The organism is uncultured Turicimonas sp. (assembly GCF_902477955.1).
Lineage (GTDB): Bacteria > Pseudomonadota > Gammaproteobacteria > Burkholderiales > Burkholderiaceae_F > Turicimonas.
On sequence record NZ_CABSJB010000014.1, the window covers coordinates 26,398 to 39,592 of the forward strand.

Consider the following 13,195-nt stretch of genomic DNA (forward strand, 5'->3'; position numbering starts at 1 on the left):
TGAATGAAGAGGCTATTGGAAAATCCGGAGCCTCTTTTTGTTTTACCATTCGGACTTGATCGCTGTTCCTTTTGTAGGAATAGAAAATCTCGATACATCTACTCCTTCTAATCTTAGAAGAAAATTCTTTTTATCAACTCCTCCTGCGTATCCTGTTAACGATCCGTTGGCTCCGACTACACGGTGACAAGGAATGATGATCGAAATTTCGTTGTGCCCAACAGCTCCTCCCACCGCTTGGGCTGACATTTTTTCCACTCCTCTGTTGGATGCGATTTGCTGTGCAATATCACCGTAGGTTACCGTTTCTCCATACGGAATCTGAAGAAGGATTTGCCAAACCTCTTTTTGGAAAGGCGTGCCGATAATATGTAAAGGTGGCGTAAATGTTGGCTCAATTCCCGAAAAGTAAATATCCAACCAGCGGCAGGTTTCCTTTAGCGCCGGGAGGTCAGCCGGTTTGTGCTCAGGATCAAGGTTTCGTGCGAAGTATTTTTCTTTGTCAAACCATAAGCCAGTTAGTCCTTGCTCGTCGGCTGCTAAAAGAATTTTTCCTAAAGGTGAGTCGTACGTTTTGGTGTATTGCATTGTCTGACCTATAAATTTTTATTTAGAAGTTGAGGTGAGATGAAAAGCCAGTAATCTTCCATTTTAGAAGGAAGTCTCTAGGTTTGGTTTATCGAAAACCTGCAGATTTCTTTTGGGACTCATGGATGGAAATAATGCATAATGATTGACAGTCAATGGCTGGGTTCTTAGCCTTTACTTCAATTCATTCCCAAAAACAGACCAAGAGAGAACAAATGAGTGAAATTTGCCAAACATTGAAAGAAGTTCTTGAAAATCCGCAAGTCAAAAGTGCTTTGAATGCGGTTAAGACTAACTTACCTGAAACTATCGAAATCCAAAAAGAGCTTGTGCTCATTGAAGCGCCGACAGGCCACGAAGAAACACGTTCAAAACGATATAAAGAATTGCTCGAATCTGTCGGCCTGACTGACGTAGAGTCCGACGAGCATAACAATGTTTGGGGTTGGATTCGGGGTAGTGAAGGAAAAGGAAACTGTGTTCTCTTAGAAGGTCATTTGGATACTGTTTTCTCCTTCGGAGATGTCAAAGAAATTATTGAAGATGAAGAAGGCAAACTCCATTGTCCCGGAATTTGCGATGATACGCGGGCGATTGCTGCAAACTTGGCTGTAGCTAAAGCTCTTATTGATTCCGGAATCAAACCTTTTTACGACATTGTCATCGGGGCTACCGTCTGCGAAGAAGGTCTAGGCGGTATGCGCGGCATGAAATGGATTCTGGAAGATCTCTCTAAGACGAACCATATTGTTGCAACTGTTTCTATCGATGGTCCTACAGCAGTAGATTTTTACGCTAACGCTACCGGAATGGTAGATTGGGATGTTATTTTCTCTGGGCCGGGAGGACATGCATGGACGGCATTTAAAACTCCGAGTGCTATTCATGCTGCAGCCCGATCCGTTGCGATGATTAGCGATCTTTGCTTGCCGGAAGATCCGAAGACTACCATTACAGTGAGCTTAATCGAAGGTGGACAAGCTATTCATGGTATTGCTCAAAAGGCGAGCTTCAAAATCAATGCTCGCTCCAATAGCCAAGTTGAACTGAATAAGCTCAACGAAGAGCTCGTACGAATCTTCCATTTGGCCTGTGAACAAGAAAATGCAAAATACAGTAACGAGAAAGTGGTTAAGGTCAGCTATGAAAAAATTCTTGATGTTCCTGCTGGAAATCAGGATGATGACGCCTTAATTATCCAAGCGACGAAGGCTGTTACTGCGGCTGTCGGAATGGAAGCCAATTTTAAGCCCGGCGGATGCACTAACACCAATATGTCGATTGCCAGAGAAATACCTGCCGTGACATTAGGACGCGGTGGCCGAGAATTCGGCACTCATACGTTGGCTGAATGGTTTGATCCGAAAGGCGTGTATTTGTGCGAACAAAAATCAATCTTGATGTTGATGCTTCTTGCCGGTTTGACTGATGTGTCAAAGCCTATTTATTAAGATAACCAAGAAAAAATAAGAGCCTCGTGAAGAGGCTCAAATTTCTAACTATCCTTCGACTCGGTTGCCGGCTTAGCAGGCGTGCCGGTCTCAAACTTGCAGGAGATTTCCGGCATTTGCAGAATCCGAAGATCTCGCTGAGGAAAGGGAATATTGACCCCTTTTTCATTAAATTTTTTGAGAATCGCACGGCTGATATTAGATCGTAAAACAGCTGTTCCTCTTTCCGGATCTGCTACCCAGAAATATGAGGTCAAGTCAATTCCGTCATTGCCAAAGTTAGTAAGAATGGTGTAGGGGGCCGGATTAATCAAAACACGCGGCTGGCTGCGGACAATGTCGTTCATCGTGTTGATACAGTCATCGATATCGGAAGAATAGTCGACGCTGATCGCTACCGTTGTTCGGCCAGGCCCGGAGAGATAAGAAGTATTCTTCACATTGCCGGTAACAAACGACTCGTTTGGAATAATCGTGACGCTGCCGTCAAAAGCTCTAACCACGGTATAGCGGGTTTTGATATCGGCAACAATGCCTTCAACACCGGATACGGTAACTAAGTCACCGATTTTTACGCTGCGATCCAGAAGAATAATGAATCCGCTGATGTAGTTCGACGTAATTTTCTGTAAGCCGAAACCGAGACCCACACCGACCGCACCGCCGAATACACCGAGAACCGTGACGTCAATACCTACCGATGACAAACCAATCAAAATCGCAATAAACATTAAAGCGACCTTGAGGATGCGAATCAAAACGACTTTGAGGTTCGTATGCAGTCCGTTCATGGAGTTGAGCCACTTTTCTGCTAACTGTCCGAGCCATTTTGCGATGAATAAGGCTAACGCAATCGTAAAGAACGACAGCAGCATGGACCAAAGGGAAACATCCGAAGATCCTAAAGCAAACTTGGTTGACTCCAGCCATTCTCGGCACTTTGGAAGAACGCCGACAACTTGCAGTGCAACCCCGATCCATAAAGAAAAGGAAATAAAGTTTTCGAGGCTTGAGGCGGCACGTCCTGCACGGAAACTGTGATGAATGATAAAGACGCAGACTCGAATTACAACGAAAGCGCATAGAATCAACCAAACCACAGATTCGATTGGCAGCGGCTGTTGCGGCAGAAGCTTAAATAACCTTGCCGTCACCGTACTGGCGAAAATTAGAACTAAGCTGACTAACGGCCAGCAGATGCTCATGAAGAGGCTAAAGAGACCGCGCTTAATGCCTAACCAGAAAAGTTCTTCTTTTGTCTTGGCTTTTTCTGCTGAGCCTTCTTCGTCCTTAATTTCTTCAATCCGCTGAGTCTTTTCTAAATGCTCCATCGCAAGTTTTTGCGCATAGGCATTCAGAGATCTTTTCCTCAGCCAATAGAAAACCAACCAGCCGATAAAGATTGGAACGATTACGCATAAAAGCTGCCAATAAATGATGGGCTTGAAGAGTCCTTCTTCAAACATCACCATGAATTGGTCCAGAATATTATGGTCTCCCGCCAATAAATCTTCTGCAGAATGCGTAGCTTTCGCTACCTTTTGTAGTTCCAGTTCAGCTGCGGTAGGCATATTGTCACCTTCAACTTTTAATTAGATTTAGTTTTAGTTGGAAGTATCGTCAACAGGGTCAAAGTTGAGAATGATCGTTGACGGAATATCTCCCACTGCTGGTTTCGGGAAAGGATTGCAGCTGAGAATAGCTTTTTCAACGGCTTTATCGTAGGCTCCGAGCTTACTGCTCTGCAACATCTTAGGTTGACCGGTTTGTCTGCCGTTTCTCAAAAGACTGACCTCAAACTTAGCAACGTATTGTCCTCTTCTTGCACTAGCAGGAGGGTTAAATGTAATATGAGGACGGATACAGCTGCGGATGCGGTTCTCATACTGAGCCTTCTGAAAGCTAGTCATGCCGCTTCCTTGGCCCATTGCAGAACCGGATTGCCCTGACAATCTGTTAAGAAGAGCAGCTCTGCGTTTCTGTTGAGCTTCAGCTTCTGCGTGCTGACGGCTGAGTTCTTCCTGCTGACGTTTTTTCTCAGCAAGCTCAGCTTCGCGTTTTGCCTTTTCTTCAGCAATGCGTTTTTCACGCTCTTGTGCCTGACGCTTGAGTTCTTCCTGCTGCTTCGCAAGTTCTTGTTTACGGCGTTCCTCAGCAAGTTGGCGTTCTTTTTCAAGTCTCTTTTGTTCTTCGATCTTTTCCTGCTGACGGCGCTTTTCTTCCTCAATCTTCTGTTGCTCGAGTCTCTTTTGTTCCTCGATTCTTCTCTGTTCTTCCTGAAGACGTCTTTCTTCAGCCCGTTTCTGTTCTTCTATCTTTCTTTGCTCTTCAGCACGGCGAGCTTCTTCAAGTTGTCTTTCTCGTTCGAGAATACGCTGACGTTCCTCTTCTTGCTTCTTGACTTCACGGTCAAGACGTTCCTGAACGATTTCAGGATCTTCAAGAAGGTTAGCTTGAGTATCTAAGTCGGTTCTGGCAATCGGGGGTACTGCAGGTGCAGGGGGCTCTGCCGGAGGTTCAGGTTCCGGAGCGGGCTCAGGCTCAGGTTGAGGTTCAGGTTCAGGGGCCGGCTGCGGCTCCGGTTCCGGTTGAGGCTCGGGGGCTGGTTCCGGTTCCGGCGTAGGCTCCGGCTCGGCCTGTTCTTCAGCGGCAGAAGTTTCTGCGGCATTCATTGCAGAAGGCGACCACAACTCCGCGTACACAGGCCCAATCGGCTGTGATTTCCACTGGAAGGCTACAAACAATAAACAGAAGAGAAGTCCATGGGCAATCAGTGCCAAAATAAACGAGACTCCCCAATATCCTTCAGAGGATCCGTTCGGTTTGTTTGGTAAGGATGTGCTCATTAACGTATACCAGGCTCAAGTTCTAGAGAAAGTCCAATTCGATTGATGTTGGCTTTTTGGAGCTCTCTCATAACGTCAATAACTTTCTCGTAGGCAACCGTTTTGTCTGCGGCAATGACAACCGGGACCTGAGTTCCGTCTTTCTGCAAAGATTCAATAGTTGCAACAAGCGCCGGGAACTCAACCGGCATAATTTTTTTCTTGTTTTTGATAGAAAGCTTACCGTCAGGAGCGACAACGACCTCGACAATGGTGTCCGGTGTTTTTGCGGCTTTATGAACCTTCGGGAGGTCAACGATTGACGGATTAACGTATGGAGCAGCCACCATCAAAATGACCACAAGCACCAACATTACGTCAATGTACGGAACCACATTCATTTCCGCTAAAAGGCGGCGTCTGCTATTTCCTCTGGACATTGCAGACTCCTACTAGTTTTGACGGCTGAGAATGTTTTGGAATTCTTGCATGAAGCTTTCGTATTGGATGGATAAGCGATCGATAGAATAAGCAAATCTGTTGTATCCAATAACAGCAGGAATAGCAGCAAAAAGACCAATAGCAGTAGCTACCAAGGCTTCGGCAATACCCGGGGCAACAACCGCAAGAGAGGCGCTCTCTAAGTTTCCGAGACCGGTAAAGGCGTCCATAATGCCCCATACCGTTCCGAACAAACCGATGTACGGAGAAACGGAACCGATAGTTGCCAAAAGACTGAGACCGGATTCAAGACCGTCTAACTCTCTTTGGAATCGGGCTCTCATTGCACGGGCAATGCTGTCGATAAGGGTGAAGCTTCCGTTCGCACTGTCAGGTCTGGAGCGGGAGCGCAGAAATTCGGTCATACCGGAATAGAAGATTCCTTCCATCGGACCGATGGTGCTTCTATTGTCAGAAGCTGTTTCATAAAGCTGATTCAGATCAGCACCGCCCCAGAAGCGCTTATCAAAGTTTTTTGCTTCAGTTCTTGCTTTGCTGATTTGGAACCATTTCTGAAAAATTACAGTCCAGCTCGCCAAAGAGAAAATGACGAGAATAGCTAGGACGATTTGGACGACAATACTCGCACGAGTAATTAACGTGATAATTGATAAATCTGCAGTAGCTTCCATTGCAATCCTTTTTTATCCAAATCCTATTTTTGATGAAATTTTCCTGCCAAGGCATCTGGCATTAACTTAGGCCTATAAGTGTCTGAGTCTAAACACCCGCATTTTACCTGTGCAGAGATTAATAATTCATCTTTGCGCCATATTTCTTGTTCAAAAACGATAGAGGCCTTCCCTACATTGAGTGTGCGGCACTTGATTGTTAACTGGTCATCGAGTCTTGCCGGTTTTCTGTATTTGATTTCTACACCGGCTACCACAAAGATCAAATGGAGTTCTTTGAGCATTTGATCTTGGTTCCAACCGAGGCTTCTGAGCCATTCAGTGCGGGCTCTTTCAAGAAATTTTAAATAATTAGCGTAGTAAACCACTCGGGCACAATCCGTGTCTTCGTAGTAAACGCGCACCGGCCACTCAAATTGTACTAATTCCATTGCGTTTATTAGAAATCATATTTAGAAGTCTAAATTGTAGAAATCTTAACGAGAGATTCGTAATTTTTTACTAAGTCTGGGTGGTCACAATGGAGAGGAATATTATCTCGGAGTCTCTTTGATACAACCTGTTTGAAGCTGTATCAGAAGTTAATCCAGCTCATTAAAATCAAAGAGTTCTTGATAAAATCGATAGCCTCAAAGTAGGCAGTTTATTAACCAAAGACTTAATTCAAAGAAAAAGATGGCCAGAAAAAGACTATTAGCCTTAGCTGCAGCGTGTGCGATAGCTGTATTAATGCTTAGCTCTTGCGGTCCAATTCCAAATTCCGTGCATTCCGTTAAAGAATTAAGTTCTAACACCTTGTTTACACCGTTCTCCGGCCGCAGTCCGAAGCATCTGGATCCGACCAGTTCTTATTCTTCCGATGAGACGCCGTTTACTTACAGTATTTATGAGCCGCTTTATCAATATCATTATTTGAAACGCCCCTACCAGCTGATTCCCCGTGCGGCAGCTGCAGTCCCTACTCCGATTTTTTTGGATAAAGCGGGCAATGTACTTCCGGAGGATGCGCCGGCAGATAAAGTCGCCTTGAGCATTTACGAAATTCCTATCAAAAAAGGGATCTTGTTTGCTCCTCATCCGGCGTTTGCAAAAGATGAAAAGGGCAACTATGTAAATCATCACCTGTCCGAAGAGGTCACGAAAAACCTTCGTAATCCTCTGGATTTGCCGAATAAAGGAACCCGAGAGTTAGTCGCGGAAGATTATGTTTATGCCATCAAGCGTCTGACCAATCCAAGGATCATTTCTCCGATTTATGGAACGATTGTGTCTCATTTGCCGGGGTTGGAAAAATTGGCAGAGCAAGTTCGAGAATACGATAAGCAGCTCAGAGCCAATCTTCCTGCGAGCCAGCGTGACTTGCCTTTTCTGGATCTGCGCAAATTTGAACTGGAAGGGGTATCTGCCCCTGAATCTCACTTACTCAGAATAGAAGTCAAGGGAAAATATCCTCAGTTCCCGAATTGGCTGGCGATGACATTTTTTGCTCCGATCCCATGGGAGGCGGAAGCGTTCTATTCTCAAAAGGGGATGGCCAAAAACAACCTCTCTCTGAATTACTGGCCTGTGGGCACAGGACCCTATCAGTTGGTTGAGTCAATTGAAAATAGACGGCATGTGATGCAGAGGAATCCTCTGTTTAGAAAGACTGAGCTGTATCCCTGCGAAGGAGAGCCCGGCGACAAGGAAAAAGGTTACTTAGAAGATTGCGGCAAACCGCTGCCTTTTATCGATCGTATCGAGATTTCCGCAGAAAAAGAAAGTGTGCCTCTTAGGACAAAGTTTTTACAAGGCTACTACGATTCCCCGCAAATCGAGAGATTGGACAACGGCCAAGGTTTTTTAATCGGGATGGCCGACAGTAAAGAGAAGGAAGAAGAATACAAAAGTAAAAAACTTCAGTTCCCGAAGACTGTTGAGGCTCACAACACTTATTTCGGATTCAACTGGCTTGACCCTGTGATAGGGGAGGGCTCAACCCCGGAACAAAAAGAAAAGAATAGAAAACTCAGACAAGCCATTGCGATTGCGATGGATTGGGAAGAATATATTCAGATTTTTGAGAAAGGCTTGGCAACTCCGGCTCATGGCCCGCTTCCGCCCGGTCTATTCGGTCATAATCCGGAGGGTTCCGCTGGCTTCAATCCGTATGTGTATAACAAGCTTGAGGACGGGACCGTTGTCCGTAAATCTTTGGAAGAGGCCAAGAAGTTATTGACGGAAGCCGGTTACCCTGACGGCCGGAATCTGAAAACGGGAAAACCGTTGGTGCTGAATTTGGACTTCCAGGCAGCCGCCTCTCCGGGAACAAAAGCCGTTCTCGACTGGTATCAAAAACAATTCGCTAAACTCGGTATCCAGCTTGATATTAGAGCAACGGACTATAACCGTTTCCAAGATAAAGTGATTAACGGCAGTCACCAGCTCTTTTTATGGGGATGGTTGGCAGACTATCCGGATGCAGAGAATTTTCTTTTTCTGCTTTACGGACCGAACGCTAAATCTAAGACCGGAGGTTCCGGGGAGAATGCCTCTAACTATCAAAACGCAGAATACGACCGCATTTTCGAGAAGATGCGTTATATGAGCGACGGACCGGAAAAAGCTAAAGCTATCGAGCAATTAATTGCCATTGCTCAGAAAGATGCTCCCTGGACTTTCGGCTATTTTCCGACAAGTGCGGCGGCATTTCATCAGTGGGTCTATAACGGTAAGCCGACTCAAATTGTCCGTAATCATATTCAGTATTTGAGAATTAATCCGGAACTGAGAACCGAAAAAATCAAAGAATGGAATAAGCCGATTTACTGGCCTCTGTTTGGAATTGTTGTGCTTTTATCTCTCATCATTGTTCCGATGTATTTGCTTCATAAGAAACGAGAATCAATGACAGCAAGAAAGGAGAAAGCTTAATGCTGAGGTATCTTTTAAGAAGAATAGGCTACGGCTTTCTTATCCTGTTGGGCGTTAATCTCTTGACCTTCTTATTGTTCTTCGCGGTCAATACGCCCGATGATATGGCACGTCTCAACATCGGGGGCAAGCGCGTCACAGCCGAAGCCATTCAGAATTGGAAAGAGGCTCACGGCTACGATAAGCCTCTGATTTGGAATTCCAAGGCTCAAGGAACGGAAAAAGCGACAGATACTATTTTTTGGACTCATAGCGCAAGGCTAATGGTCGGCGATTTAGGATCTTCGGATGCGGGCCGAGATATTGCCTATGAAATTAAGGAGAGAGCATGGCCTTCGCTTGCTCTTGCATTGCCGACATTTTTGTTGGGAGTGATCGTTATTGTGACTTTTTCGTTGGGGTTGGTGTTCTTTAGAAGGACTAAACTCGAATACGGAGGAGTCATTTTGGCTGTTGTGATGATGTCTATTTCCTCGCTCTTTTACATCATTTTCGGACAGTGGCTGTTTTCTAAAGTCTTCAAACTCTTTCCTATCTCCGGATTTGAAACGGGAACGGCGATGATCACTTTTCTGATTCTTCCGATTGCGATTGGCGTGTTCTCCCGCATCGGCGGTGATGCGCTGCTCTACCGTTCCATGTTCTTGGAAGAAATCAATAAGGACTATGTTCGTACAGCCCGCTCAAAAGGTCTTTCGGAAACCGCGGTTCTCTTTAAGCATGTTCTTAGAAATGCCAGCTTGCCGATTATTACTTCGACGGTCGCTGTTTTGCCGATGCTGTTTCTCGGCTCTTTGATTATGGAAAGCTTTTTTGGCATCCCGGGCCTTGGAAGTTTTACTATCGATGCGATCAACGCTCAGGACTTTGCCATCGTCAGAACTATGGTATTCGTTGGTACGGTGCTCTACGTGATTGGTTTGATTTTGACTGATGTTGCCTACACCATTGCCGATCCGAGGATTAGATTGAAATGATGTTCAAACCTGTATTTCTGGCAACCGACTGCGTCCTTTTCTGCCTAATAGCGGCTTTGATTTTTTATATTTTTCACGTTCGCCGCTCTGATGAGCTGAAAATGAGATGGAGTCATGTGTTCCATTCTCCGGCGGCTTTGTGCACTTGCACGATTCTCACTGTTTTTCTGGTAGTGGCTATGATTGACTCCGTTCATTTCAGAAGCGCTATCGATACAAACGGCGGTCAGGTTGTTTACGATGTGAAGACAAACTCTCTTTTGGATAAAAGTTTAGGAAAAGCTGCCTCTGCCGAGGAAAAAACGTATTCCGAACCTTTTGCCACGAAGACGTTTGAAAAAATCTCACGCATAGAAAACGGCAAGCCCGTACGCGATTACGAGCCCTTAGCCGCAGGTGGCGCCCATTTAGCTCAAGGACAATCCAAAGCCTTAGACATAGGTAAAAGAGTCTTTTTTGGATTCAGCGCAGGCATCGCTTTGAGCCTTCTGTTATGTCTTTTGGTTGCCAAAGTTGCGGCAATAAGAAAGTCTGTGACCTTAGGCCAAGAGCTGTCGCAGTTCTTTAAGCGCAGAGATGCGATTCCGTATGAATATGTTCTGCTTCCCTTGACGGTTTTCATTATTCTGATATGTCTAGTCGCATTTCTTTGGCCGGTTTATCACGTGCTCGGCACGGATCAGACAGGAAACGACATCCTTTACCAAGTTTTAAAGTCTTTGAGAACAGCCCTTGTTATCGGATCGTTGGCGACTTTAACGACGTTACCGTTTGCAATTATTTTCGGAATCTGCGCCGGATACTTTAAAGGTTGGGTGGATGATTTGATTCAATATATCTACACGACTTTGTCTTCTATTCCGAGTGTCTTATTGATTGCTGCGGCAGTTTTGATGATACAAGTCTTTATCGACGGGCATCCTGACTTATATGAAACCGGATTGGAGAGGGCAGACCTAAGGCTGTTCATGCTTTCTTTGATTATCGGTATTACCGGTTGGGCAACGCTTGCACGGCTGCTGAGAGCAGAGACTCTACGTATTTCTCAGTTGGACTATATTCAAGCGGCTAAAACTTTCGGTGTCAGTCATTGGACAATCATGAGACGCCATGTACTTCCTAATTTAATTCACATTGTTCTTATCGTAGCCGTGTTGGATTTTTCGGGAATCGTTCTTTATGAAGCTGTACTTTCTTACGTGGGAGTCGGCGTTGATCCGACGACTCATAGTTTTGGCTCGATGATTAATGCAGGACGACTCGAGCTCTCCCGCAGTCCGGTAGTTTGGTGGAACTTGGCGGCTTCGTTTACTTTCATGCTGACGCTGGTTTTATCAGCCAATTTATTTGCGTCTGTGGTAAGAGATGCCTTTGACCCGCGTTTGGCTTTGAAAAGAAAGAGAGACAAGTAATGCTGGAAGTCAAAAATATCGTCACCGAGATTGAAACCCAAGAAGGAACCATCAGGGCTGTTGATGACTTAAGTCTGACTATTGCTCCGAGAGAAATCTACGCTCTCGTGGGAGAATCCGGCTGCGGAAAGTCAATGACGGCGCTCTCTCTTTTGCGGTTGTTGCCGGAGACGGGCCGCGTGTCATTCGGGGTTGTGACCGTTGACGGGACTGAAATCATGGGGTTGCCCGAATCCATGATGAGACATATTCGTGCGAGCAAGATTAGTCTAATTTTTCAAGAGCCCGGGCTGTCGTTGAACCCTGTCATGACAATCGGAGATCAAATCCTTGAAACGATTTATCTTCACACTTCTTTGCGTGGGCAAAGTGCTAAAAGCAAAGTGTTGGATTGGCTGAACAAAGTCGGAATACCGGAGCCGGAAAAAAGAATAGATATGTTCCCGCATGAAATCAGCGGAGGTCAGAAGCAAAGAGTGATGATTGCTCTTGCCTTAGCGGCCGAGCCCGGTTTCTTAATTGCTGACGAACCCACAACCGCCTTGGATGTGACTATTCAGGCACAGATCTTGAATCTTTTAAAAGAAATTAGAGATTCGGAAGGAATAGGAATTCTCTTAATTTCTCACGATTTAGCTGTGGTGGCGCAGGTTGCCGATAAAGTCGGGCTAATGTATGCCGGAGAAATGGTTGAAGAAGCAGAGGCCAAAAGTTTCTTTAAAAGACCTTTCCATCCATATGCAAGAACTTTGCTGCGCGCTCTTCCAGACGGAAAGCGCAAAACTGAACGGCTTGATGCTATTCCCGGGGTTGTTCCGCCGCTTACCACTGACTTTAAAGGCTGCCGCTTTGCTGAGCGCTGTTCTGAGGCAAGGGAAGAGTGCAAAACACAAACGGTTAAATTGCACGATTTAGCCGGTCATCGAGTTCGCTGCTTATTCCCTATTGAGGAAAAAGTTGTACTGCCTTTGCCGGCTTCTGCAGTAGAAACAAGGTTGGAGAAAAGGCCGGCGGTCCTTGAGCTTCAAAACTACAACGTTTGGTTTCCGAACAGAGGCTCTATCTTTAAAAAGAAGTCTTATTTCAAGGCTGTTAAAGACGTTAATTTCGCTGTGAAGAAAGGTCTGACCACGGCACTTGTCGGGGAAAGCGGCAGCGGCAAGACTACTGTGGCCAGAGGTGTGCTGCAGCTGTTGAGAGGGCAAGCATTCATTTCCGGTGAGGCCAGGTTAGAGGGCGTCGATCTCGGTGCGGTCAATGAACAGGAACTGAAAACACTGCGTAAAAAAATGCAGATTGTTTTCCAGGATCCTTTCTCGAGTTTGAATCCTCGAATGAGAGTTCAAGAAGTGCTTTTAGAAGGGCTGGAAAGTCTTCATCCGGAGCACACCCGCGGTGAAAACTTAGACCGAATTGCCGAGATGCTGAAGAAATGCGGTTTAAGGACCGACTCTCTTTATCGTTATCCGCATGAGTTCTCAGGAGGACAGAGACAGCGTCTTGCGATAGCCAGGGCCCTTGTCGTGGAACCGGAGTTATTGATTTGTGATGAACCTACGTCAGCCTTAGACGTTTCCGTTCAGGCACAGATTTTGAATCTTTTGAATGATATCCAGAAAGAGCGTGGGCTTTCTTATCTCTTTATCACGCATAACTTTGGTGTTGTCCAATATCTATCGGACGAGATTGTGGTGATGAAGTCGGGTGAAATTGTAGAGACAGGACCAGCCTCTCAGGTTTTAAATTCTCCAGCGCATTCTTATACTCAGAAACTCCTTGAAGCAGTACCTCACTTCAGGCCAAGCGTGGAATAACCTTTTTCAATATGCAAATTGGGAGGATTCTGCATTTACTCGGTTTGTTTCTGCCTGTGAAGTGTTAAGTAACGCTCTTAAC

At 45.6% G+C, this 13,195-nt stretch carries 11 protein-coding genes; 5 read left to right on the top strand and 6 right to left on the bottom strand.

The genetic code is table 11. From position 1 onward, the window contains the following. Nucleotides 1–42 precede the first annotated feature (42 nt). Nucleotides 43–588 (bottom strand): methylated-DNA--[protein]-cysteine S-methyltransferase, encoded by a 546-nt coding sequence (locus RDK53_RS05660; RefSeq protein ID WP_308513669.1) that lies wholly within the window; start codon nucleotides 586–588, stop codon nucleotides 43–45. A 215-nt stretch (nucleotides 589–803) separates the two neighbouring features. On the opposite strand from RDK53_RS05660, the gene RDK53_RS05665 reads away from it, so the two are divergent. Further along, the gene (locus RDK53_RS05665) at nucleotides 804–2,039 is read left to right on the top strand and encodes a M20/M25/M40 family metallo-hydrolase (RefSeq protein WP_308513670.1); all 1,236 of its coding nucleotides are present in this window, start codon (nucleotides 804–806) and stop codon (nucleotides 2,037–2,039) included. 44 nt (nucleotides 2,040–2,083) lie between these two features. Here the strand turns inward: RDK53_RS05665 and RDK53_RS05670 are convergent, their stop codons facing one another. The 5 genes from RDK53_RS05670 to ybgC are packed head-to-tail and all read right to left on the bottom strand — an operon-like array spanning nucleotide 2,084 to nucleotide 6,428. Continuing rightward, nucleotides 2,084–3,610 carry a mechanosensitive ion channel domain-containing protein gene (locus RDK53_RS05670; protein WP_308513671.1) on the bottom strand — a complete coding sequence of 509 codons (1,527 nt, stop codon included), beginning with the start codon at nucleotides 3,608–3,610 and terminating at the stop codon, nucleotides 2,084–2,086. A gap of 33 nt (nucleotides 3,611–3,643) precedes the next feature. After that, nucleotides 3,644–4,885 (bottom strand): cell envelope integrity protein TolA, encoded by a 1,242-nt coding sequence (tolA, locus tag RDK53_RS05675; RefSeq protein ID WP_308513672.1) that lies wholly within the window; start codon nucleotides 4,883–4,885, stop codon nucleotides 3,644–3,646. Then, complete coding sequence (locus RDK53_RS05680) at nucleotides 4,885–5,304, bottom strand: biopolymer transporter ExbD (RefSeq protein WP_308513673.1); 420 nt, start codon at nucleotides 5,302–5,304, stop codon at nucleotides 4,885–4,887. Before RDK53_RS05680 ends, tolA begins: the two co-directional genes overlap by 1 nt. 12 nt (nucleotides 5,305–5,316) lie before the next feature. Beyond that, entirely contained in the window at nucleotides 5,317–5,997 is a 681-nt protein-coding gene (gene tolQ, locus RDK53_RS05685) for a protein TolQ (protein WP_308513674.1), read from the bottom strand. Between the two features lie 23 nt (nucleotides 5,998–6,020). Beyond that, nucleotides 6,021–6,428 (bottom strand): tol-pal system-associated acyl-CoA thioesterase, encoded by a 408-nt coding sequence (gene ybgC / locus RDK53_RS05690; RefSeq protein WP_308513675.1) that lies wholly within the window; start codon nucleotides 6,426–6,428, stop codon nucleotides 6,021–6,023. A 244-nt stretch (nucleotides 6,429–6,672) separates the two neighbouring features. Here ybgC and RDK53_RS05695 point away from each other — a divergent pair, with 244 nt between their 5' ends. From RDK53_RS05695 to RDK53_RS05710, 4 genes are read left to right on the top strand one after another with little or no spacing between them, the layout of a single operon-like run. Next, on the top strand, nucleotides 6,673–8,910 hold the full coding sequence (locus RDK53_RS05695) for an ABC transporter substrate-binding protein (RefSeq protein WP_308513676.1): 2,238 nt from the start codon (nucleotides 6,673–6,675) through the stop codon (nucleotides 8,908–8,910). After that, the gene (locus tag RDK53_RS05700; protein WP_277041080.1) at nucleotides 8,910–9,887 is read left to right on the top strand and encodes an ABC transporter permease; all 978 of its coding nucleotides are present in this window, start codon (nucleotides 8,910–8,912) and stop codon (nucleotides 9,885–9,887) included. The genes RDK53_RS05695 and RDK53_RS05700 overlap by 1 nt, the downstream gene beginning before the upstream one ends. Beyond that, nucleotides 9,884–11,299 (top strand): ABC transporter permease, encoded by a 1,416-nt coding sequence (locus RDK53_RS05705; RefSeq protein ID WP_374041566.1) that lies wholly within the window; start codon nucleotides 9,884–9,886, stop codon nucleotides 11,297–11,299. The genes RDK53_RS05700 and RDK53_RS05705 overlap by 4 nt, the downstream gene beginning before the upstream one ends. Next, nucleotides 11,299–13,113 carry a dipeptide ABC transporter ATP-binding protein gene (locus tag RDK53_RS05710; RefSeq protein WP_308513677.1) on the top strand — a complete coding sequence of 605 codons (1,815 nt, stop codon included), beginning with the start codon at nucleotides 11,299–11,301 and terminating at the stop codon, nucleotides 13,111–13,113. Before RDK53_RS05705 ends, RDK53_RS05710 begins: the two co-directional genes overlap by 1 nt. Nucleotides 13,114–13,195: the final 82 nt, after the last annotated feature.